Origin of the sequence: Herbaspirillum sp. RTI4 (assembly GCF_034313965.1) — a bacterium.
In the GTDB taxonomy this organism is placed as follows: domain Bacteria; phylum Pseudomonadota; class Gammaproteobacteria; order Burkholderiales; family Burkholderiaceae_D; genus Herbaspirillum.
The window spans coordinates 1,858,375-1,879,538 of record NZ_JAVIWQ010000002.1 but is presented as its reverse complement, the minus strand read 5'-3'; the positions used below and the strand labels follow the sequence as shown (position 1 = coordinate 1,879,538).

The following is a 21,164-nucleotide window of genomic DNA, read 5'->3' as shown; positions in this document are numbered from 1 at the left end:
CTCTCGTTAAAAATAAAGTCAGAAACGAATAAAATTCAAAATTTTGTAAAGTATTAATTATTTTTTAAAATTAAATTGAATATTATGAAATATTAATAATAAATATTTATTTAATTATTTGCATTTAATATGCAATATAACCCTTCAGAACTCCAGACATTGCCTCATAAGCATTACTAATTATTTTTGAAAGACTTGAGTATGTATTGAGAGCACGGCTTGTTTTTTCCACCATAAGTTGTGACTGACCATTAGTTTTTTCTTTTTTTGAATCTAATGTCCTAATCCACTCCTGGTATTTGGCAGGGGATTGTTCGAATGAATAATTAAAAATATCCGGTGGAAAAAGCATTAAATACAAAGTCGACACCCAAAGTGGGGAAATATCATATCGATTATTGATATATTCTGTGAAAGTTTTTTCGTCAGGGAATTTACCACCATTATTTAAAACTAGTTCATACACAAATCCTGGGGTAATATCATTTGGTATTTGGGTAACTTTATAATATTCACGTAAATAATTGGCAATCAAGTTATAAAACATTTGAAATTGTAATTTATTATCCATACTCCTCAATAAATTTTCAATTCCAGGAATTGAATTATAAATATCGAATACTGGGCTCATATCAATTACAACGTGATATTTTCCGTCAATAAATTTAACCTGCTTATTAATTAAGTCTTTATCAATGCCAATATTTTTAGCCCACTTTTCGGCATCATCTTTGTTATTTGCAACATATAGTGATTTTGATATATTTGGTTTAAAACTATCTACATTTAATGGATAACTGTATTTAAATACTGGAATATAATCCATATATTCCAGTATTAATTTTTTTAATTTTCTCTCTATTAATGTAGTTGAAAATATAGTTTTATTATCGTCTCCTTCTTTGGAGTCTTTCATTATATCTATAGTTACATCGGTAAATTTTTTATGGAACTCTGTATATGTGCTGGCGGCTGATTCAAAAGCACCTAGATAATCAGATTTTAATCTGGCCATGGTATCGCCAAATGTCTCAAATAACATGGCAATTGAAGCGGAGTTTTCTGATTTATCGTCACCACTTTGCACACCTAGTTTCCGGATAATATCCATAGATCCAGGGTATTTCTCCTCAATAGCGGGAACTAACTTATCACCAAGAAACGAGTCCCGTCTTAAATTTTTATCTAAATCCGAGAGACAAGCACGAGTTGTAACATCAACATTTTTTTTAGCAATATTTAAACTATTTTTAGTGCATTCTATTTCATTAAAATTATTATTTAATGTGTCTAAATTTTTGGGGGATTTAGCGAGCGCAAGAAAATCTGAGGCACGGGCATCAAAAATAGCTTGCGCTGCTCTGGCGTTCGTAAGTATAGAATTGTCATTAACCGGATTTATTGCCTCTGCCGCTAAGGAAGAAGAAATCAATTGATCAGGGACGGAGACTGAAGTAGGAATATGCGAAATAGATAATATTTGCAAAACTAGCTTTCGATATTAATTAATAATAAATTTCATTAGTTACTTAGAAATTCATGAAACATAAAACATCATATAAGTATTTATTGCTATTAATTATGATCTTCTATTCGAGAATGAATCCATTAATGACCTTTGAGATTCAGCAATTTGATTCATTATTTGTAATATTTTTTCGCGGGACTCAACTTCTTTAACCGCTCCGGAAATCTGATCCTGTGCGAGTTGATTATTAATTTGACCACTCATCTCAAATAGTCGTTGATCCTGCCGGTGACTCGCAGCACTAATTTCACTTATAGAATTAGACATATTTCCGAGCGGCATTGCCGTTGCAGAAAGAAGTTGTCCCTGTGATTGCATTACTACGACTTTTGATTGAATCTCATCGTACTTAATACTAGAGGTGTTAATTTCCTTGCGTAAGACATCTTTGTCATTACTTAATTTATCCATTCGAGGATCAGCGAATTTGATTTCAGTTTGCTCGCCGTTCAAAGATTTTTCACCAATTATTTTTCCTTCATTATTTTTTAATTCTGAAGGATTGGCTTCTCGTTTTTTTAATATTTTGATTTTTTCGCTACGTAAATTCATACCATCTTTGGTTGGAATTGAGTGATTTAATACTTTCTTTTGTGCCATTAATGACCTAGAATATCCAGCGCCAGAAAGTACTAAAGTACCAGCTAAGTTACCTATAGAACCAAAGAGACGGGCTTGTGCTTCTGAAACCATTTTTCCGCCCTGTGCTACGGCCGAGAACCAAGCCATTTTTGTTAAAATAGAACTAACGTCACGGGATGCTGCTGACATTTTTAATTGCAAATTAAAAACTAAAAGAAGCAAATCAAACAATAAATCCGTTTTAAAATCAATTTGATTTGAATTAAGTTCATTTTTACTCATGTGCAATATAGTCGGATCGGATTTATTATCTAAGTTAATCAGACCATTTAATTTCGACTCTAAAGAAATGAAAAATTCAGGCTGTAATATATCATCATCAATAATAGACTTATTAATTGGCACTGAAATAGTCCCAGATTGATCTGTAAGATTCAAACCGTCGACTATCATATTTGCAGATGGCAAAACTCCCTTTGACGGAGTAAGTAAAAGAGGAAAAGCGTCATTTTTCCGTCCTGATAATCCCGATTCATTAAAATAAAGATTATTTAAATGGGGACTTTTTTCAATCCCAGAAAATTTATTACTACGAGTAGCCACTTTTTCATTCGGATTTAAATTATCGTTGCTTCCGACAACCGATTCAGTCCCTGTTATGTCGCTTAAAATTTTAGAATTTCTAAAAATAGGAAAATTTGTATTCGTTAATATAGACATGTTAAATATTCCATCCATAAGTGTTATAAAAATTTTACTTAATAAGCATCAAATTTATAAAGTCAAGCTCGATTAATGCTATTAGAATTTATTTTTTGAAAAATAAACTTCATCACACTATCTTCAATATTTTTTACTTCAAGAAGTTTTTCTTGCATCGCTTTAATCTGCTGACTTGTAGAAGCAAATTCTTCCAATGCCTGCGGCACCATGCTTTGAAAAATCTGTCGCAAAGTACCTGATAACTCAATTTCAGCCATTATTTTTGCAGCATCAACTCCGCCTTTAGCAAGGTCGATATCTAAAATAGAGGTGCCTACCGCAACGCCAGCCTGAGTAGAATGAGCCCCAATATGCACGCCACTAACTAAACGAGAAATATTGGCATCAGTAATCAAACCAGACTTGATAAGAGGGGAGCGTAATAAAGTAGGTAAATTTGTGAGTGCTGAATTCATATTTTTCATTCCCGTCCCAATCACTTTCGGTAACATTTTTGTAATCGCTTCCGATATTTGTTCAGTGAAGTTTTTTAAACTTTTTCCAGCAGCTCCTTTTGTAACCAATACTGCGGCAACAATAACGGCAACCACAAGCAGTACGGAAAGAATACTGGCAGCAACTGTTCCACGCAGGCGAGCGGTTTCAGAGTCAACACCCATGCTTAAGTTAAACTCTTCAATTGCCTTACTAATTAATTTAATCAATGGCTTAATCACGTTTTCCATAAGCGGGTCCATGATTTTTTTCATCAGCGAAAAACCAGCTTCTTCAGCAACCAATACTGCAACCATGGCTACAGCTACAATCAAAGTAGCGCCGCCAGTAAAGACCCCTGCGACCAATGATGCGATAGCTAATAACCATCCCATTATTTTCCCGAAAATACCAAGGGCATCACGTTTCTTCTTCTCTTCCGCAACACGGGCCTCATACTCATCAGATTTTTTCCGCGCAGCTAATTGTTGTGCTTCAAGCTGTTTATTGAAAATATGTAATTTTTCTTTTAAATCGTTTTCACTTACATTTGCCATTACTTCCGATAAAAGTGCCATCAATTCATCTATTTTTTCTTCAACTGAGCGATTACGTACTATTCCCTCCGGTGGCAATAAAATACTCAAGTTTGTTTTTTTATCTAGTTCGGCTAGCTGGTTATTTTTCGTGAGCAATACCTCACCTAAATTTACAACAACATGTGACCCATTTTCCAGGCGTGCTTTTAACTGAGCAACTTGGCGCTCCGCAATCAAGGCTGACTGTTGAGCATCAGGATTGGACCGCTTAACATCATCAAGTCTCTTGAGAGCATCGAAATACTCAAGCGAGTTTAGGGGCAAGTTTGCCAATTCTATTTCCATAGAAACAACTTGCTTTAATCTTTCCCTCGATAAAGTAAGTTCAAAATTAGCTTTTTTTAATTCATTCAAAACATCCGATACTTCTTGAGAGGCAGATCGTAAGGCGGCAGTCTGTTTTAATTTTTCATCAATCAATTTTTCATAACGATCAACGGTCAGCTGTAGCTCTGCATCACGTATCCCCTGACGATCAAGAATGTGTGTCAACCGCTCAAATTGCGTTTGAAAACTGTCCGTCGATAATATTTTTTCAATCCTTGATATCAGTAATACCAGCATGGCAGAAGGATCTGATATTTTTGATTCATCACCTAATGCCTGGGGCAACGCATTAGCGTCAGGGGCAACTAATCTAGGCCTACCTTCGTTAGCAATAGCAAAAGAATTCTTAATATTGTCTTTAACTTGTACAAGCCTTACCAGTGCTTCGTCCACAGTAGTTTCTAATTTAATTCCTACTCCTCCAGGCAATGGAATTACGGCATCGGCCCGAGGAAAATTTAAATTTACATGGGACATACCCTGCACAGTAATCGTCATATATTTATTCCTTATCAGATGGCAGTGAATAAAAAATTAGTCTTTGCATTCTTCTATTTCATCAGAAACTGTCGTGTCTGTTATTCCATCTCTGTAAATAAACGCGCGCTTTTTAAGATCATCATCGCTGCAATTTTGAATAACAAGATCAAAACACTGCTTGGCCTTGGCGGGTTTTCTTAAAGATAAATTACACTGACCTACATAAAACATTGCTCTGTAATCATTATTGCCAAGAGCGAATGCCAATGCGTAAACATCGACAGCTTTTTGATACTCTTTTTTTAATTGATGTACGGCGGCCAACCCCATTGCATATTCAGGATTGTAAAAATCGTACAAACATAGAAAACGAAAAAAAGTCTCCGCCTCATCTAAGCGACCTTGCTCATAAAATTTATAGGCATATGCATATAAGCCACTCATTAAATCATCAGAAACACCTCGAACGTCTTTTAGTGTAGCCCCACCCATTACGGCATCAAATAGCATTTTAGAAATTGTGTTTTCAGCATCAAGCGTACCCATACTGGGTGTTCCACTACTTTTAGTATCAGATTGTTTTTCTACCTTGGGGCTATCATATCCATGTTTTTTTTTCATTTATTCCTCATGCAAATAAGACACTCATTTATTGATATTTAATCATTGATCGGTAAATTTGACTTTCAATAACCAACTAATATTTCGATCACTTTATAGTTTTTATTTTTAAAAAAAATATTATTCGATTGAAAATTTATCGTATATTTACTATTTCTATAGAATATTAATTACTTATTTTTTTAAAAAATAAATTAAGAACCATCTGATATTTCTGAAGCAAAATATGGCAATCCTGCAGATTCCACCTCTTTCAACCAGGCAAGGATGCGACATATAGAATCTATCGCGTCACTTGGAATGAACGTATAAATGCCACACTGTTTATATAATTTACGAGCCAAAGGAACATCTCTGACGACGGGGATACCGATCTCTTTAGCGTATGCAATGACGGCACGCGCACGGTGATCTATTTCACGAACTGAAACAAACGGCATAGGCATGTATTTTTCCTGATAAAAAACACCCATTGCAATGTGAGTTGGATTCGCCAATATAAATTGGGAATTACTGATATCAGACTTGACCTGAGTTGAAAGCAATTCGGTATGCAAAGAACGTCGCTTTTCTTTAACCTCTGGATCCCCTTCACTTTGCTTGTGTTCTTGCTTTATTTCTCGCTTTTCCATTCGCATATCTTTAATAAATAAGAGATATTCAACAAATGCATCTACAAGCAAAATTGGAAGTCCGATTATCAAATAAAATACTAATAAAAAAAAAGCTAACTTGACCCAGGTGAGGCCTATATTTGCCCCATTCATGTAAATTTGAGAAAAAATCCATTCTTGATATATTTTCCAAAAAACATATCCTGATACAAACACAACGGGCAAATATAGTAAGGCCTTGAAAGTATCTTTTATTGTTTTAATTTTGAATAATTTTTTAAAACCATTTACTGGATTAAGGTTTGATATATTTGGATGTAGTGCTTCAAAAGCCAAAGTAAATCCACTTTGCCAAACTGAAAACACAATAATGGGAATTGTACAAATAACGATAAATGGCATGACTAGCTTCAAAAATATCCAGACCAATTCAGAGAAATACTCTTCTGGATATATTCTAAAACCACTAGCAATCGTTGCTTGTAATAAATTGCTGATAGTCGATAAACTGAACACCCAATATAAATAGGCCCCGCCAATTATCAGTACTGCAGCTACAATCTGATCATGAGCTTTGAATGTTTTCCCTTTTTTGGCCTCATCGCGTAATTTTTTTTGTGTTGGTAGCTCTGTTTTCATTGATGACATGTTATTGAACCCCGTTAAAAAGTTCAACTGCCACACCTGCTCTTCCTAATTCAACAATCTGGACCGACAAAAGGGGGACGAAGTACATTAACAAAACTGTCAATGCAATGACTGACTTGATTCCAAGTGAAATCGAAAATGCGTTCAACTGAGGTGTAAATCGTGACAGTATCCCCAAAAGAATTTCACTAAGAAATAAGACCAATAAGATAGGCGCTGATAACGAGAGCGATTTTGATATCAGTCTAGGAATGACTTGCACACATTTATTAAAATCAATGCCATTCCACTCTAACAAACCGACAAGCCGATAACTGTCTGAAATTGCCTCTATCACGTTCAGCATGCCTCCATTTTCAAGAAATATAACAATGCAAAACAAGTGAAGAAAATTTGACATCTCTGTTGAATCAATGCCATTCAACGGATCAATACTGCTGCTTATTGTTGCCCCACGTTGATTATCGATCCAGGCACCCATAGCGTGAAACACCCAAAACGGCATCGCGAGTACCATGCCCATTCCTAGTCCGACGAGGGCTTCTTTCAATCCGAGAAACAAAAGATCTATTGCATCCAACGCCGGCAACGGTGCCGCAATCATTGGCCATATTCCAACAATCACGATCACGATCACTGAATTACGAGCGGCAGCTCCGATCAAGACGCTTTTATTTAAGAATGGCAAGATATAAAAACAGACGCTGATGCGCGCGAAAGCAAGCATGACTCCGCCCCATGCCTGTGAAATTTCATTTAAAAACGCCATCATTGACATCAACGATATGCCTGAGCTTAACGACTCAGTGCAAACCTCATGGTTTGTTCCGCAAAATTAAGTAGATGCTCGCCATACCATCCTGTAGTCAACAAGAGGCAAATCACTACTGCCAGCAACTTGACACCGAATGGCAAAGTTTGCTCTTGCAGCTGCGTTACTGTTTGAAGCAAGCCGACCAGCAATCCGATCACCGTTGCGACCACGACAGGGAGTGCGGATAACAGCAGTGCCAATTGCAAGGTTTTGTTTCCTGCGAAAAGTAAGTTGTCCATAATTTACCCGCCATCAGTGCGCCAGATCGAGGTACTGCATAACCAGTCCTTTTGAGAGCATGGTCCAGCCATCCATCGCCACAAACAAAATCAGCTTGATCGGAACAGATATCGTCACAGGACTCATCATCATCATCCCCAGTGCTAACAAGATGCTCGAGACGACAAGATCAATAACAACGAATGGTAAATACAAATAAAACCCAATTTTGAAAGCATCCTTTATCTCACTCAACGCATAAGCAGGCAAAAGAGAGAAAAGTGATGCATCGTCTTGATCGTCTTTCGCTGAAAAATAACTATTTTTATTGGCAGGGCCAAGGTCTTCAATTCGAGACTTCTGTGCTTTTTCAAAAAATTGGGTCAGATCTGAATCACTGTATTTACGAAGATAATCCTTGTAACTATTTAAGCCAGTCTCTATGAAATTTTTTACTGATGAAACACTATTAAGTGTTGCATGGCTACTGACATAATGGTTATAAGTATCCTGCATCACCGGCTGCATCACAAACATCGACAGCATTAACGCAATGCTATTAAGCACCATGTTTGAAGGGACCTGCTGCAAGCCCAACGCATTACGTAACAAAACGAATACGATCGAAAATTTGATATAACAGGTTCCGGCTGCTACCAAAAAGGGTAATAGTGATGCAATCGCAAGAATTGCAATCAAAGACATATCATTCATATCGGATTAATTTCTTTGCAAACTCTGCACCTGGACAGCAAGAATATTATCGATTTGTACGAGCTCCCCTGAGGCAATTATTTTGTTATTAACGACAAGATCGACCTTTTGATGAGAATCTGCTGGTAATGTGATCAACTCACCTTTCTGTAATGTGACCAGTTCAGCCGCAGTATATTCTTTGCGTGCCAGTACAATTTCAACTACCAATTTAAGTTGATCCAAATGAATTGTATTTAAATCGGATTCCCCTTCCAAAACGGCGCTCGGCGCATTGTATTGACGCATAATAATTTCCTTGATAGTGATATCGTTTCCAGTAAGAGAAAACGTAAATAAATGTTGATTCGATGTTCGAGCAACTTGTATTTTTTCTTCGATCAACAGCGCGTCGCCTATAGCTATACGTTTAAATAGCTGAGTCGATATAACACTTTTCCCAATTAAAAATTCGACCGGGACGGTAAGACAATAAGGAAGGACGGTACTTGCTTGAAAGTCCTGATTTATTTTCGGCAACTCTTCAAAATAAACAGTTGCCTCATGCGAATAACAAACTAATGCCGATTCTGTAGCCAGATTATTGGCGGTGACATCAACGATATCCATTAGAACAGCACTCCGATAATCGAAATATTGATGTGCAAATATCAATGGTTTTTCTAGTGCAGTGACGAGAGGTCGTAGTTCACACTCGGGCATTGCGCTCCAGGCGATCCCTCCTAATTCAGGAAATTGCACATTCGCCCATTGATCAACATCAACAAGACAGCTCGCAATAGAATTTTCATAAGTAAGACGAAACCGAAAGTAACGCCCCCACGGCAAAACAGACGTAATCCATGCATCGATATTCATGGATTGAAAAAAGGGTAGTGCGCGCTCAATGCCGGCATCACGTTGAGTTACGCAGCGCAAAAGTGGGAACTGATTCATCATTCTGCGGGTTCTTCTTGCTCTGGCTTGTAACGGCGACGGAGCCCGCTGCGGTCATCCGGTTCCGCTGCGGCTTCGATAATCCATGCTGCATCTTTTTTCTCGCTGCTCTTGAGTGCGCTTTCCACCTCCACATTAGATGGTTTTAGTCGTATTGCAGGGCCATCGGTAGACACCATCAGATTTACTGTGTGCGATTTCCCCCATGAAGAAAATACATACTGCGAACCGCTGTGTGGAGCGCTCGAGCTATTCTGAAGTTCGACTGGCTCTGGCACCCACTGTGGATGAGTAAATGTAGGCTCACCCTGCCGCTGTTTTTCAGCAAGCAAGGCCGAAGTATCGACATTAACAGTTTGCCGTGTTCCCGAAACGACCGGAAACACTGCTGATTCAACGCCAACGGACTCATCTTTTTTTCGTGAAAATTCCGAAATTCGATCCGTTTTTTTAAGCGTCGTCAACATACCGAGCAAGGAGTCTCGATCAAGAAACCGACCTCCAGGACTAGCAATAATGGACTGTGAAGATGCAGATTCCGTACCTAACTTATCCGATGAGTTGGGTGCTCCATGCTTTTTAGAATATGCCCAATGCCGCCCCAGATCTGCTGTAGATGCGGTTTCCGATATCAAATCTACCTTTTCTGTGATGCCAGATAAAGAGGATGAAGAATTAAGCGATTCGGAAATATGAGAACCATCAGTCACAGACGTCGTACCATTCTCAGGCAACTCCGGCCTAACACGAAAGGGCAACATGCCCTGCAAAACGCGGATAGGATCTGGTTTGTCTGTTTCTTTTTGTGTTTCAGCGGACTTCCATTTGAAGTTGCATTCACGTGTCAGACGTTTATCTGAATAGGTATTGAGCCGTAAGATAGCGCGGGAAAATAAGTCAACCGTCTCTGATCCAATATAAGTATCAGTTACAGGACGCCCTAAAGATGCACTGTTCGTTAATTGGATTTTCGACGACATATTGAGCTTTCATGAGTTTCACGTTCAGATATACGTTCCTTCTGTGTCCGCATTAATTGCGACTGAACTGCTATCCACCGTTCCATTTTCAATTTTTTTTTATGATTTTCTACTGCGATATTTTTTTGGAAATTAACGACTTTCATTGATTCGTCTGCTTTCTCCATCAAATCAAATTTAATTATTGAGGTGTCATTAATTTGAGCAAGAACAATAGCGACCTTCCTACTTCGTTCGTAAAGTTGGGAACGGCTTAAACCTGACTGCGCCTCATGTAATTCATCAAGCACACTGTCTAAATTTTTTCTACGGGCAGTTTCTTTTTCAACTTCACCCATTGTCTTTTCATGTTCCTGCATAGCAGCTGTCGCTAATTGCCGAGCAAGATCGGTACGCATTCCAAAAAACTGGCGGATCGTAATATTTTTTTTATTAAACTTCATTCATGCTCTCCAATGTTTCGTCGTAGCGACTGCATTCGTCTGTCGGCTGGCAAAGAAAATTCTCAAGAGCGGGTTCTCGTTCAAGAGCCATGTCATTGTCCCTATCCAGCCCCGGTTTATACTCACCAATATCTCTATATAGTTTGAGATCAGCCAATCGGGCCAGCAAGCGCCTGAGCCCGGTAGCAGTGTGCTGATGCGCTTCATCAGCCACATGAGTAAATACACGACTAGTGCTATTAAGTATGTCGATAGCCGGGAAATGTCCCTGGCCTGCCAATTTCCGACTCAGATAAATGTGCCCATCAAGGATCGACTTAACTTCCTCGCCAATCGCATCAGATTCGTCTTCATCTTCCAAAAGAATGGTGTAAAAGGCAGTAATACTCCCGGTCACCGTGCATCCAGGCCGTTCCAGCAACAAAGGTAGCGCCTCAAATACCGAGGCTGGATAACCTCGACGCGAGGGTAACTCTCCGGTTGAAAACGCCACATCACGCAAAGCACGTGCATAACGGGTAACCGAATCCAGCAACAAAACGACTTGCTGTCCTCTGTCACGAAAATATTCAGCTATGGTTGTTGCAATGAGCGCGGCATTACAGCGGTCAACAGAGGCGTAATCAGAGGTGGCAAATACCAAAACGGTCCGATCAGCCTTTTCTGACTCGCGCAAGATATTGACAAACTCAGCAACTTCCCGGCCCCGCTCACCAATCAAGCCAATGACGAATACGTCTGCGTCGGCATGAGCAATGATCATTTGTAATAATGCAGTTTTCCCACAGCCAGCCGATGCAAAAATTCCAATCCGCTGACCAGAAGCGCATGTAAGCATTCCGTCGATAGCGCGGATCCCTGTTGTCAGTGGTCGATTAAGTGGCTGGCGAAGCTGGTAAGGTACGGGCGCACGATTTATGTTCAGATGGCACATAGGCGCTTCCGGCAGTTCATGATTCGACAACCGGTCAACTATGCGTCCGCTTGAGTCGATCACCTTTCCCATCCAGGCATCTGATCCCGTAATACTTAACGCAGCACCAGTCGGATGCAAAACAATATCTCTTCCCAAACCTTTGTTGTGGCCGAGTAAAGTAAGAACCGTCCCTTTCGGATTGAGTCCCGTAACCTGCGCTCGCCCAACCACAGTTCTGTCATTGACTGAGCGCCGTAGTAAACATAGCTCTCCAATAAATACATTCAAAAGCGGAGCATGGATAGTGACCCCATTGATAGACAATGGATGTGCGAGTTGACAAAAAAAAGGGGGAATTCTCATCGATGTACTGTTTCATAAAGCATGGTTAGTTTCCCGAAAAAACCATCTAACGCCTCAGCAAACATCTCAGAATCTTCTAGGTAATCGGGATGCACGACGGCCTTAACTTTTAACTTTCCGTCATGCCGGTATAAAACAGGATGCTCTGCCAGCATGAAGGCGCATGGCTCACAAGTCAGTGCGAGTAAATCAAACGACACTTGTTTCAACAAATGATCGTCGTCATCACATAGCTCACTCCACATCCACACAAAACCACCGATTTCACTAATGGAGATGCTACTCATGTTGTCAAAATCGAGATTAATCGTGGAATGCGAATCAAAATCACCGATCAAACTACTATCACAATCAAGACTTATCAATGCGTCTCGAACTAAGGTATTTAAACTCGGATTCATCATTCACCTTTTGCCTTTTCCCTATTAAATTGTTTTCAAGATATCAACTGAAATCGAATCCGAAACCTCACCAAACGACAAGACTTGCAAATCAGGAAATCGATCTTCAATCAATTTTTTAAAAAATCGTCTGACGTCAACTGATGTGAGGAGAACCATATCCTTCAATGAGATATGTAATCCTTCCAGGCTAACGCTCAACAAATCGATAATTTCATCTTTTTGTTCCGGCTCAAGATTGAGATACGAAGCCCCTTGTGATTGCCGTATGCCGCCTCGCACTACTTCTTCTATTCGAGGAGAAATGACTGCTACGCGAAGCGTTCCATCCACAGAAAATTTATTTGATATATATCGAGCTAGAGCATTTCTGGCATGTTCGACCAGTGCGATTACATCTTTCTCCCGACCGCCCCACTGCGCCAAAGCCTCCAAAATAAGTTTCATATTTCGGATTGAAATTTGCTCATGCAGCAACCGTTGAAAAACTTCAGATATCCTCTGTACAGGCGCATACCGGTAAGTTTCTTTTAATAATTCCGGATATTTTTTTTCTAATTCATCCAGTAAATTTTTTGTTTCTTGAATCCCAAAAAATTCAGTCACATTACGCAATATCAAACTGGAAATATTACAAAACAACTCGTCAATGTCTGAGCGCAGCTGATAACCAAGCTGTTCGATACGTGTAATGTCATCAGCAACAACCCAGCATGAAGTTTTACCAGTGTTATCTGTAATTTGTTTTATCTGTAGATCCATACTCAACAATTCATCACTTGGATTAACGAGTTGACTAGAACCAAACAAAATTGAGCAATCTCCGGCAGGAACTTCGTTAATCATGATGCGCACAATCTCAGGATCTAAGGTATCGCTGAACCGAGTCACTAGTTGCGGCATGCGGAAACCAAACTCCATAAAAAAACGTTGCCTGTATTTCTCTTCTACTTGCTGCGTATTCCAAAGAGCTTGGTGGCAGCTAGGCAATATGCAAATCAATGGCACGGTTTCAGCCATCATGGAGTCAGTATTAAAACCGACTTCTCGATGCTCATCGTATGAGCCGACAACACCATGATCAGCATTGCCGGATTCAGGTATTTTTCTTGATTTTTTTTCTTTGTAATAACAAAAAGATCCAAGACTGATTCCCAGTACAGTGAACACTCCTATTGGAAACCCGGGTAATAATCCCATTGCAAGAACGACTAGTGCGGTAGTGCCAAGAACAAAAGTATTCGCAAACATTTCATGCACAATACTTTGCCCGAGATTTTTCCCGGAACCGCTAACCCTGGTAACGATAAACCCAGCACTAATTGAAATCAGTAATGCAGGTATTTGCGCAACCAAACCGTCACCGATAGTGAGTAAGGTATAAATCTGCAACGCATCAGAAAAAGACATTCCTTGCTGAAGAACTCCTACTGAAATACCTCCAATAAAATTGACAAAAATAATCACAATGCCGGCTATTGCATCGCCCTTTATAAATTTCATTGCCCCGTCATAGGATCCATATAGTTGACTTTCACGCTCCAAACTATGACGACGCTCCCGCGCTCCTTCAGTGTCAAGAACACCAGCCCGTTGATCAGCATCTATGCTCATCTGCTTGCCTGGCATCCCGTCCAAGGAAAATCGAGCAGCAACTTCAGCAACCCGTTCAGATCCCTTGGTAATCCCCCCACAAAAAAGTAACGGCGGATTCAAGCGGTCACTGCAACGCGTTATTAAAAATTTCCGCCGGCGTTCTAAACCCGAGAGTTTTTCGTGGTCGGGCATTGAGCTCTGCTGCTATGTCATCTAATTCGTGTTGGGAATATTTGGCCAGTCCGCTTCCTTTTGGGAAATATTGCCTCAACAGACCATTGGTATTTTCATTAGTGCCCCGTTGCCATGGACTACGAGGATCGCAAAAATAAACTTCCATATCTGTTGCGATAGTAAATTGTTTATGTGCTGAAAGCTCTTGTCCGCGATCCCAAGTTAAACTTTTGCAGATCTGATAGGGAAGTTTTTTCATCTGCTCCGTCAGTGAGTGCACCACACTTGGTGCTGTGCGGCCTTCACACTTACACAAGACGGTAAATCTAGACTGACGCTCAACTACGGTGGCTATGGCGCTGTTATTGGCACCGATAATCAGATCGCCCTCCCAGTGCCCAGGGATTGCTCGGTCTTCGATTTCAACGGGACGATCTCTGATCGAGATAGCATCCAAAATTTGCCCTCTACTACCGGCCTTATGATTTTTGGCATGGCGAAACATCCGTTTCGTTCTTAAATGTTTTTTCAGCTCTTCCCGAAATAAGGCCCGTGTCTGAATAAACAAAGATTTGTATATCGTTTCATGGGACACATACATCTCCTTGCTCGTGTCGGTCTGCCTGGTCTTTAGCCATCCAGCGATTTGCTCTGGAGACCAGTTTGAGGCGAGCCTTTCCTCTACAAGACATCTTAGGGCGGGACGTTCTGCCAGTAAGAATGATTTTGGTCGCTTCGCTCGTTTAAGAAAAGCTTGTTCAGCAATACTGGCACGATATTTAACGACGCCACCGTTCCGGGATATTTCCCTGGAAATTGTCGATGGTGAACGATTAAGTTCTCTGGCAATACTGCGAATACTGCACTCTTTGGCTAGTGCCCTAGAAATGTCTTCGCGCTCTTCAAGAGTAAGGCAAGTCGCTCGACGCTGCCTCTTTCGTGGCGTGATGCCACCGTGATAGAGCAGGTAGGAGTATATGGTTGCCGCTGGCTTCTCAATGTCCCTGGCTATTTCGCTCATCGGATATCCTTGTTGCCACATTCGCCAGATGATGGCTTTGCGATCATCGGTCATTGCTCCGTAAATACTTGGCATCGCACACCTCATCGATTTTAATTTATGATGAAAATCAGGTGTTGCAGTGACCGCTTGAATCCGCCACGTTTAAAAGTAGAATTTTCTTAAATGAGATTTTGAGGAAGTTTTACATGAAGACATCACGCTTTACGGAAAGTCAGATCATCAACATCTTGAAGCAGGCCGAGGCCGGTACGCCAGTACCGGAGCTTTGCCGGGAGCATGGGATGAGTTCGGCATCGTTTTATAAGTGGCGCAGCAAATATGGCGGCATGGATGCATCAATGATGTCCCGGATGAAGGAACTTGAGGAAGAGAACCGCCGGCTCAAGAAGATGTACGCCGAAGAACGATTGAAGGCGGAGATGGTGACGGAGGCGATGCAAAAAAAGTGGTGAGGCCATCTCTGAGGCGAGAGATGGCCAAAAAAGCGGTTCAGCAATATGGCTGCAGTATCCGGGTGGCGTGCGCGGCCTTTGCGATCAGCGTGGTTTGCTACCGTTATCATGCCAAGTTGTCGGACGAGAACGCGGTGATTGCGGACTGGCTGGTAAGACTGACCAACAATCAGCGTAACTGGGGATTCGGCATGTGCTTTCTGTATCTGCGCAACGTCAAGGGGTTCGGCTGGAACCATAAGCGCGTCTATCGCATTTATCGCCAGCTGAAACTCAATTTGCGGATCAAGCCGAAGAAGCGATTGGTCAGGGAAAAGCCCGAAGCGTTAAACGTGCCTGAGTCGATCAACGCGGTGTGGTCGATGGATTTCATGCATGATCAATTGTCGGATGGACGCAGTATCCGTTTGTTCAACGTGATCGATGACTTCAATCGCGAAGGCCTTGCCATTGATATCGATTTCTCGCTGCCGGCAGCCCGAGTCGTCCGTTGCCTGGATCAGATCATTGAATGGCGCGGTAAGCCGCTGACCATTCGCTGCGACAATGGTCCGGAATACATCAGCGCGACGCTGGCGACTTGGGCACAAACGCGTGGCATCCGGATCGAATACATCCAGCCAGGACAGCCGCAGCAAAATGCGTATGTCGAGCGCTACAACCGCACGGTACGTTATGACTGGCTGGCCCATTATCTGTTTGAATCGATCGACGAAGTGCAGGAGTTTGCGACCAAATGGCTATGGACCTACAATCACGAGCGACCGAACATGGCGCTCGGCGGCATCACCCCAAAACAAAAATTAGCACTTGCAGCATAACCTCTACTTTTAGCTAAGGCGGATTCAAGCGGTCACTGCAACGCGTTATTAAAAATTTCCGCCGGCGTTCTAAACCCGAGAGTTTTTCGTGGTCGGGCATTGAGCTCTGCTGCTATGTCATCTAATTCGTGTTGGGAATATTTGGCCAGTCCGCTTCCTTTTGGGAAATATTGCCTCAACAGACCATTGGTATTTTCATTAGTGCCCCGTTGCCATGGACTACGAGGATCGCAAAAATAAACTTCCATATCTGTTGCGATAGTAAATTGTTTATGTGCTGAAAGCTCTTGTCCGCGATCCCAAGTTAAACTTTTGCAGATCTGATAGGGAAGTTTTTTCATCTGCTCCGTCAGTGAGTGCACCACACTTGGTGCTGTGCGGCCTTCACACTTACACAAGACGGTAAATCTAGACTGACGCTCAACTACGGTGGCTATGGCGCTGTTATTGGCACCGATAATCAGATCGCCCTCCCAGTGCCCAGGGATTGCTCGGTCTTCGATTTCAGCGGGACGATCTCTGATCGAGATAGCATCCAAAATTTGCCCTCTACTACCGGCCTTATGATTTTTGGCATGGCGAAACATCCGTTTCGTTCTTAAATGTTTTTTCAGCTCTTCCCGAAATAAGGCCCGTGTCTGAATAAACAAAGATTTGTATATCGTTTCATGGGACACATACATCTCCTTGCTCGTGTCGGTCTGCCTGGTCTTTAGCCATCCAGCGATTTGCTCTGGAGACCAGTTTGAGGCGAGCCTTTCCTCTACAAGACATCTTAGGGCGGGACGTTCTGCAAGTAAGAATGATTTTGGTCGCTTCGCTCGTTTAAGAAAAGCTTGTTCAGCAATACTGGCACGATATTTAACGACGCCACCGTTCCGGGATATTTCCCTGGAAATTGTCGATGGTGAACGATTAAGTTCTCTGGCAATACTGCGAATACTGCACTCTTTGGCTAGTGCACTAGAAATGTCTTCGCGCTCTTCAAGAGTAAGGTAAGTCGCTCGACGCTGCCTCTTTCGTGGCGTGATGCCACCGTGATAGAGCAGGTAGGAGTATATGGTTGCCGCTGGCTTCTCAATGTCCCTGGCTATTTCGCTCATCGGATATCCTTGTTGCCACATTCGCCAGATGATGGCTTTGCGATCATCGGTCATTGCTCCGTAAATACTTGGCATCGCACACCTCATCGATTTTAATTTATGATGAAAATCAGGTGTTGCAGTGACCGCTTGAATCCGCCAAGCTTAAAAATGGGGGGATTACCCGATGATCGGATTAATCTCAAGCGAACATTGCAAAAAAGTAGAGAATTAAATTCTATGTTGGAGCAACTAGGATCGAGTGAGTAAATATCGCTGACAAGTGCAGCACTAACAAAGTCGACTAATGCATGACGTCTTTCTAAGCCATATTCCTCGATCCACTGCCGGTAGATAAACAACGCATCTTCGCTATTTTCAAGGAAGTTTCGATACAAGCGCCGTAAAACTTTTGGATTTAAATGTAGCTTTGCGCTAAATAATTTTGCATTGACTGCAACATTGATCCCGCTATTTATTTTTTTTTGTCTCCATCCAATCGTGCCAATGCCAGAGCATCGGCGATATTCCGACGCTCGAGTTCTTTCGACCTCTCTAACTCTTCTTGCCCATACTGCTCAAGCAAGTGTTCCAATGCCAAAATAAGATCGCTGATATCAGGGAATCGCTGCATGGAAAATTGTAGTAAATCCCTAGCGGAAATCTCTCTTAACAAGACTATCTCGCCTATCTCTTGCAGACCGGTCTCACTATTTTCTTCTAGTAATTTTGAAAACCTGTCGTTAATCGCAGTTAATTTTCTATCCTCTCGATTTACGCGTCGACTCATTGATGCCATCAACATCGACATGTCGTCCAGCATATTCACATCTGGTTGTGCAATGTGCTTTGAATGGGTAGTCGATGGGAGTGAAGTAAGCTTGATATCCGCCTGAGTGGCCAACTTGCTATTCCTTGCCTCATTCCTGAAAATTGAACGCGCAGATTGTAGGCGCAGTGAATTATCGATAGCCAACGTTATCCTCCAAACGCTTACTCATGATTTCCAATGTATTCGGCAAGGAAATATCGCGCCCGGTAGAATTTTCTCTGTCAAACTGGATGGCGTCCCATCCATCCGAAGCATCAATCACTCGCGGTTGGATCAGAAATACGCGAGTCAGCTTCTGGATATTCTTATTACTGAATCTAAAAAAACTACCAATAAAAGGGATGTCACCCAATAAAGGAATTTTAGAAACCTCAGCATTTGTCTGATCACGCGAATAACCCCCAATCAATAGACTCAGATTTTGCGGTACACGAGCCACGGTATTGATCTTGGTTCGGCTTACGACTGGTAAGCCATCAACTAAACCGGTATCACCTAAGGATTTCGATGGCATACCATCCTCGATATTCAAAATCATTTCAATATCACCAGACTGTCCTGATATGCGCGGCAAAACACTAATCAAGGTCCCGAATGTTACTTTTTCAAGAACAGCATTCCTCTCCCCAACCAGCTTGCTGTAGAAGGTATGGTTACTGTCAAAAATAGCTGGGATATTTTCCTGAGTTAATACAATGGGACGTGATACGACTTGCGCATTACCTTTCTGACTTAAAGCGGTTACCGCCGCCAGGAACCGATTACCATCCAGCGATGTAACGCGAATCGGATCATTGTTAAAATTTATTTTCCCAACATTACCGATACTCACTCCAGCCTGCCAGTTAACCCCGAGCTGATCCAGATCGTTTTTTGAAATATCAATCATCCATAATGACAACTCAATTTGTCGGCGAGGAACATCCAGCTTTGATACCAGATTTTGTATCAATCGAACCTGCTTATCCGATCCCTTGATCAAAAGACTGTTAGTTTCAGGATAAGCAATAATTTTGACCTGCGAGTTTTCGCCATCGCTGCCCGCACTTATTTTCTGCATTACTGGTATATCTTTTCCCACAACAATTCCACCTGATGGCGTTTCCCGTTGAACAGAGGGACCGCCATCATCTGTCGTCATAGTCACCTTAGTGGCGGCCGCCAAACCAGGATCCCTCGTTAAAATATTAGTCAAAACAGAACCAATGCCAGGGATTATTATGGTCTTCTCTCGCAATTCAAATGTCCGGGAATCCACAAAAGTATTATGCAATTTTATTATTTCAATTTTTTCTTTAATTTCCCCAGCATATTCTGTGTTGTTATGTGCGGCATCGATCTGAGCCGAAATTTCCGTTACTAAATCTATATATATTGGTGGAGCGACTAAATAAAAAGTGTTTGTTGAAAAATCACTTCGGATTGGAAAACGGGAATCTAATATTTTTGACTTTCTCAAGAATTCAATTAATGTTGGTAATGATGAATTTTTTAATGAAATGACTGCATTTTTCATTTCTGCAGAGTCATAAATATAAATTGCCTGACCATCATCAAACCAGATAAGGCCAATCTGCTCACTCAATTTTTCTAACAATATTCGAGGGCGTGAAAAATCAAAATTACCTGTAACAATTTTTTTTTGTGCACGCAAACTTAATATAATTGGCTTGTGTATCTTTGACGATAACCCTTGAAACAATTGCTGTACACTCTCTCCCCTCGCAACAAACCCACCAGCGAATATCTCTGCATTTTCTGTATTTTTTTTCCCGTTCTCACCATCACTACTCTGCGCCCATCCATTACTTATTCCCGCCACGAATAGTAGTATGGCGACCATAATTATTTTTTTCATTTATTAATTCGCTTTAAAATTTTTTCCATATAAAGTTCTGTTGGAGAAAACCCAAATAAATCCCTTATATCTCTTGAGAAGTGAGAAGACGATGCATAACCATGATCCAAGGCAATATTAGTCAACCCAAACTGGTGACCTGCTGTTGCCAGCAACGCTCCCGCTGCTCGCCATATCCTGAATTCACGCTTTATAGATGTCCCCAAGGCACGTTTGCATTTTCGTCGAAAATGCGAAATTGACAGGCCATAACGGCTACCTAGAACTTCGATACTGCTGCAGTCGCGATTGAGCAATAAAAACTTTACTAAGCTGTAATCCTCATATCTCCGTAGCATCTGCGCCACCCTCATGACTGCCGAGTCACCAGAAATTATGCCCAATAAGAACCATTTTTCCAAACCGGAAGGAGTAATTGATCGATCATCGTGGATACTCACTTGAATAATCGACTCTTTAATTCCAAATGAAGATTGAGGGGCCAAATTATTATGGTCTATAAATGCCAGTAATTTTATTAAGCGACTACAAGAAATAATTTTTATTTTGGCATCACCAATATTTAACTGTCCGTGAATTTTTGTTGCAGTAATTAAACATAAAGCCGTATCCAATGACAATATTTCCAAATGAAGTATTTCGCTTCCGATTCGCACCTCACACTTAGAGTATTTCATTCCAGGTTTTAAAAGAAGCAGGTGCGGACAATGCTCCATATTGATTCCATTTGCAGTCTTCATAGGTCGATTGGTTCGCTCCGACTTAACATCAAATTAATCGCAAAATTACGATAAAAATTGATGTTCTATTGAGATTTCCTTAAGATATAAAAATTATTTTTAAATATATATTTTTATAAAATAGAATCCAGGCAAACAATATGTGATGATGTTTTTGGTGTCCATAGGACCAGTACTAAATATGGCACTTAAGCAATTTCGCG

The 21,164-nt window shown here is 41.1% G+C and carries 21 protein-coding genes; 1 reads left to right on the top strand and 20 read right to left on the bottom strand.

The genetic code is table 11. The annotated features are described in order from the left end of the window. Window positions 1–124 precede the first annotated feature (124 nt). From RGU70_RS08590 to RGU70_RS08520, 15 genes are all read right to left on the bottom strand, one after another. On the bottom strand, window positions 125–1,486 hold the full coding sequence (locus tag RGU70_RS08590) for an IpaD/SipD/SspD family type III secretion system needle tip protein (protein WP_322208983.1): 1,362 nt from the start codon (window positions 1,484–1,486) through the stop codon (window positions 125–127). A 93-nt stretch (window positions 1,487–1,579) separates the two neighbouring features. After that, window positions 1,580–2,830, bottom strand: coding sequence for an IpaC/SipC family type III secretion system effector (locus RGU70_RS08585; protein ID WP_322208982.1), 1,251 nt, complete (start codon window positions 2,828–2,830; stop codon window positions 1,580–1,582). A gap of 62 nt (window positions 2,831–2,892) precedes the next feature. Beyond that, the gene (gene sctE, locus RGU70_RS08580) at window positions 2,893–4,731 is read right to left on the bottom strand and encodes a type III secretion system translocon subunit SctE (RefSeq protein WP_322208981.1); all 1,839 of its coding nucleotides are present in this window, start codon (window positions 4,729–4,731) and stop codon (window positions 2,893–2,895) included. Between the two features lie 36 nt (window positions 4,732–4,767). Then, a complete protein-coding gene (gene sicA, locus RGU70_RS08575; protein WP_322208980.1) occupies window positions 4,768–5,334 on the bottom strand; it encodes a type III secretion system translocator chaperone SicA in 567 nt (188 codons plus the stop codon). 194 nt (window positions 5,335–5,528) lie between these two features. Then, window positions 5,529–6,596, bottom strand: a complete 1,068-nt coding sequence (locus RGU70_RS08570) for an EscU/YscU/HrcU family type III secretion system export apparatus switch protein (RefSeq protein WP_322208979.1) — start codon at window positions 6,594–6,596, stop codon at window positions 5,529–5,531. Between the two features lies 1 nt (window position 6,597). Then, window positions 6,598–7,374 carry a type III secretion system export apparatus subunit SctT gene (gene sctT / locus RGU70_RS08565; protein WP_322208978.1) on the bottom strand — a complete coding sequence of 259 codons (777 nt, stop codon included), beginning with the start codon at window positions 7,372–7,374 and terminating at the stop codon, window positions 6,598–6,600. 17 nt (window positions 7,375–7,391) lie between these two features. Beyond that, window positions 7,392–7,649, bottom strand: coding sequence for an EscS/YscS/HrcS family type III secretion system export apparatus protein (locus tag RGU70_RS08560; protein WP_322208977.1), 258 nt, complete (start codon window positions 7,647–7,649; stop codon window positions 7,392–7,394). A gap of 13 nt (window positions 7,650–7,662) precedes the next feature. Beyond that, on the bottom strand, window positions 7,663–8,343 hold the full coding sequence (locus RGU70_RS08555; RefSeq protein ID WP_322208976.1) for an EscR/YscR/HrcR family type III secretion system export apparatus protein: 681 nt from the start codon (window positions 8,341–8,343) through the stop codon (window positions 7,663–7,665). Between the two features lie 6 nt (window positions 8,344–8,349). Then, the gene (locus tag RGU70_RS08550) at window positions 8,350–9,282 is read right to left on the bottom strand and encodes a FliM/FliN family flagellar motor switch protein (protein WP_322208975.1); all 933 of its coding nucleotides are present in this window, start codon (window positions 9,280–9,282) and stop codon (window positions 8,350–8,352) included. After that, on the bottom strand, window positions 9,279–10,259 hold the full coding sequence (locus tag RGU70_RS08545; RefSeq protein WP_322208974.1) for a hypothetical protein: 981 nt from the start codon (window positions 10,257–10,259) through the stop codon (window positions 9,279–9,281). Before RGU70_RS08545 ends, RGU70_RS08550 begins: the two co-directional genes overlap by 4 nt. Further along, window positions 10,238–10,702, bottom strand: a complete 465-nt coding sequence (locus tag RGU70_RS08540) for a hypothetical protein (protein WP_322208973.1) — start codon at window positions 10,700–10,702, stop codon at window positions 10,238–10,240. Before RGU70_RS08540 ends, RGU70_RS08545 begins: the two co-directional genes overlap by 22 nt. Beyond that, entirely contained in the window at window positions 10,692–11,981 is a 1,290-nt protein-coding gene (gene sctN, locus RGU70_RS08535) for a type III secretion system ATPase SctN (RefSeq protein WP_322208972.1), read from the bottom strand. Before sctN ends, RGU70_RS08540 begins: the two co-directional genes overlap by 11 nt. Continuing rightward, window positions 11,978–12,385 (bottom strand): hypothetical protein, encoded by a 408-nt coding sequence (locus RGU70_RS08530; RefSeq protein ID WP_322208971.1) that lies wholly within the window; start codon window positions 12,383–12,385, stop codon window positions 11,978–11,980. The genes sctN and RGU70_RS08530 overlap by 4 nt, the downstream gene beginning before the upstream one ends. Before the next feature lie 21 nt (window positions 12,386–12,406). Further along, window positions 12,407–14,170 (bottom strand): FHIPEP family type III secretion protein, encoded by a 1,764-nt coding sequence (locus tag RGU70_RS08525; RefSeq protein ID WP_322208970.1) that lies wholly within the window; start codon window positions 14,168–14,170, stop codon window positions 12,407–12,409. Then, on the bottom strand, window positions 14,103–15,248 hold the full coding sequence (locus RGU70_RS08520) for an IS30 family transposase (RefSeq protein WP_322208969.1): 1,146 nt from the start codon (window positions 15,246–15,248) through the stop codon (window positions 14,103–14,105). The genes RGU70_RS08525 and RGU70_RS08520 overlap by 68 nt, the downstream gene beginning before the upstream one ends. 113 nt (window positions 15,249–15,361) lie before the next feature. On the opposite strand from RGU70_RS08520, the gene RGU70_RS08515 reads away from it, so the two are divergent. Continuing rightward, window positions 15,362–16,449 (top strand): IS3 family transposase gene (locus RGU70_RS08515; protein WP_322208968.1). Its coding sequence is split into 2 segments (ribosomal slippage): window positions 15,362–15,614 and window positions 15,614–16,449, totalling 1,089 coding nucleotides; the frame shifts between segments, so codons are not numbered across the junction. A gap of 32 nt (window positions 16,450–16,481) precedes the next feature. Here the strand turns inward: RGU70_RS08515 and RGU70_RS08510 are convergent. From RGU70_RS08510 to RGU70_RS08495, 5 genes are read right to left on the bottom strand one after another with little or no spacing between them, the layout of a single operon-like run. Then, window positions 16,482–17,627 carry an IS30 family transposase gene (locus RGU70_RS08510; RefSeq protein WP_416186493.1) on the bottom strand — a complete coding sequence of 382 codons (1,146 nt, stop codon included), beginning with the start codon at window positions 17,625–17,627 and terminating at the stop codon, window positions 16,482–16,484. A 17-nt stretch (window positions 17,628–17,644) separates the two neighbouring features. Beyond that, window positions 17,645–17,998: an HrpJ domain-containing protein gene (locus tag RGU70_RS17675; protein ID WP_416186558.1), complete on the bottom strand. Its 354-nt coding sequence runs from the start codon at window positions 17,996–17,998 to the stop codon at window positions 17,645–17,647. 8 nt (window positions 17,999–18,006) lie between these two features. Continuing rightward, a complete protein-coding gene (locus tag RGU70_RS08505) occupies window positions 18,007–18,507 on the bottom strand; it encodes an HrpJ domain-containing protein (RefSeq protein WP_322208966.1) in 501 nt (166 codons plus the stop codon). Continuing rightward, window positions 18,494–20,221 carry a type III secretion system outer membrane ring subunit SctC gene (gene sctC / locus RGU70_RS08500; protein ID WP_322208965.1) on the bottom strand — a complete coding sequence of 576 codons (1,728 nt, stop codon included), beginning with the start codon at window positions 20,219–20,221 and terminating at the stop codon, window positions 18,494–18,496. The genes RGU70_RS08505 and sctC overlap by 14 nt, the downstream gene beginning before the upstream one ends. Beyond that, window positions 20,218–20,961: a helix-turn-helix domain-containing protein gene (locus RGU70_RS08495; RefSeq protein ID WP_322208964.1), complete on the bottom strand. Its 744-nt coding sequence runs from the start codon at window positions 20,959–20,961 to the stop codon at window positions 20,218–20,220. The genes sctC and RGU70_RS08495 overlap by 4 nt, the downstream gene beginning before the upstream one ends. Between the last annotated feature and the right edge of the window lie 203 nt (window positions 20,962–21,164).

Excerpts from the sequence above, each read along its gene's own strand:
- RGU70_RS08585 (WP_322208982.1), bottom strand. The coding sequence starts at position 2,830 with ATGTCTATATTAACGAATACAAATTTTCCTATTTTTAGAAATTCTAAA.
- sctE (WP_322208981.1), bottom strand. The coding sequence starts at position 4,731 with ATGACGATTACTGTGCAGGGTATGTCCCATGTAAATTTAAATTTTCCT.
- sicA (WP_322208980.1), bottom strand. The coding sequence starts at position 5,334 with ATGAAAAAAAAACATGGATATGATAGCCCCAAGGTAGAAAAACAATCT.
- RGU70_RS08570 (WP_322208979.1), bottom strand. The coding sequence starts at position 6,596 with ATGTCATCAATGAAAACAGAGCTACCAACACAAAAAAAATTACGCGAT.
- sctT (WP_322208978.1), bottom strand. The coding sequence starts at position 7,374 with ATGTCAATGATGGCGTTTTTAAATGAAATTTCACAGGCATGGGGCGGA.
- RGU70_RS08560 (WP_322208977.1), bottom strand. The coding sequence starts at position 7,649 with ATGGACAACTTACTTTTCGCAGGAAACAAAACCTTGCAATTGGCACTG.
- RGU70_RS08555 (WP_322208976.1), bottom strand. The coding sequence starts at position 8,343 with ATGAATGATATGTCTTTGATTGCAATTCTTGCGATTGCATCACTATTA.
- RGU70_RS08550 (WP_322208975.1), bottom strand. The coding sequence starts at position 9,282 with ATGATGAATCAGTTCCCACTTTTGCGCTGCGTAACTCAACGTGATGCC.
- RGU70_RS08545 (WP_322208974.1), bottom strand. The coding sequence starts at position 10,259 with ATGTCGTCGAAAATCCAATTAACGAACAGTGCATCTTTAGGGCGTCCT.
- RGU70_RS08540 (WP_322208973.1), bottom strand. The coding sequence starts at position 10,702 with ATGAAGTTTAATAAAAAAAATATTACGATCCGCCAGTTTTTTGGAATG.
- sctN (WP_322208972.1), bottom strand. The coding sequence starts at position 11,981 with ATGAGAATTCCCCCTTTTTTTTGTCAACTCGCACATCCATTGTCTATC.
- RGU70_RS08530 (WP_322208971.1), bottom strand. The coding sequence starts at position 12,385 with ATGATGAATCCGAGTTTAAATACCTTAGTTCGAGACGCATTGATAAGT.
- RGU70_RS08525 (WP_322208970.1), bottom strand. The coding sequence starts at position 14,170 with ATGCCCGACCACGAAAAACTCTCGGGTTTAGAACGCCGGCGGAAATTT.
- RGU70_RS08520 (WP_322208969.1), bottom strand. The coding sequence starts at position 15,248 with ATGCCAAGTATTTACGGAGCAATGACCGATGATCGCAAAGCCATCATC.
- RGU70_RS08510 (WP_416186493.1), bottom strand. The coding sequence starts at position 17,627 with ATGCCAAGTATTTACGGAGCAATGACCGATGATCGCAAAGCCATCATC.
- sctC (WP_322208965.1), bottom strand. The coding sequence starts at position 20,221 with ATGAAAAAAATAATTATGGTCGCCATACTACTATTCGTGGCGGGAATA.
- RGU70_RS08495 (WP_322208964.1), bottom strand. The coding sequence starts at position 20,961 with ATGAAGACTGCAAATGGAATCAATATGGAGCATTGTCCGCACCTGCTT.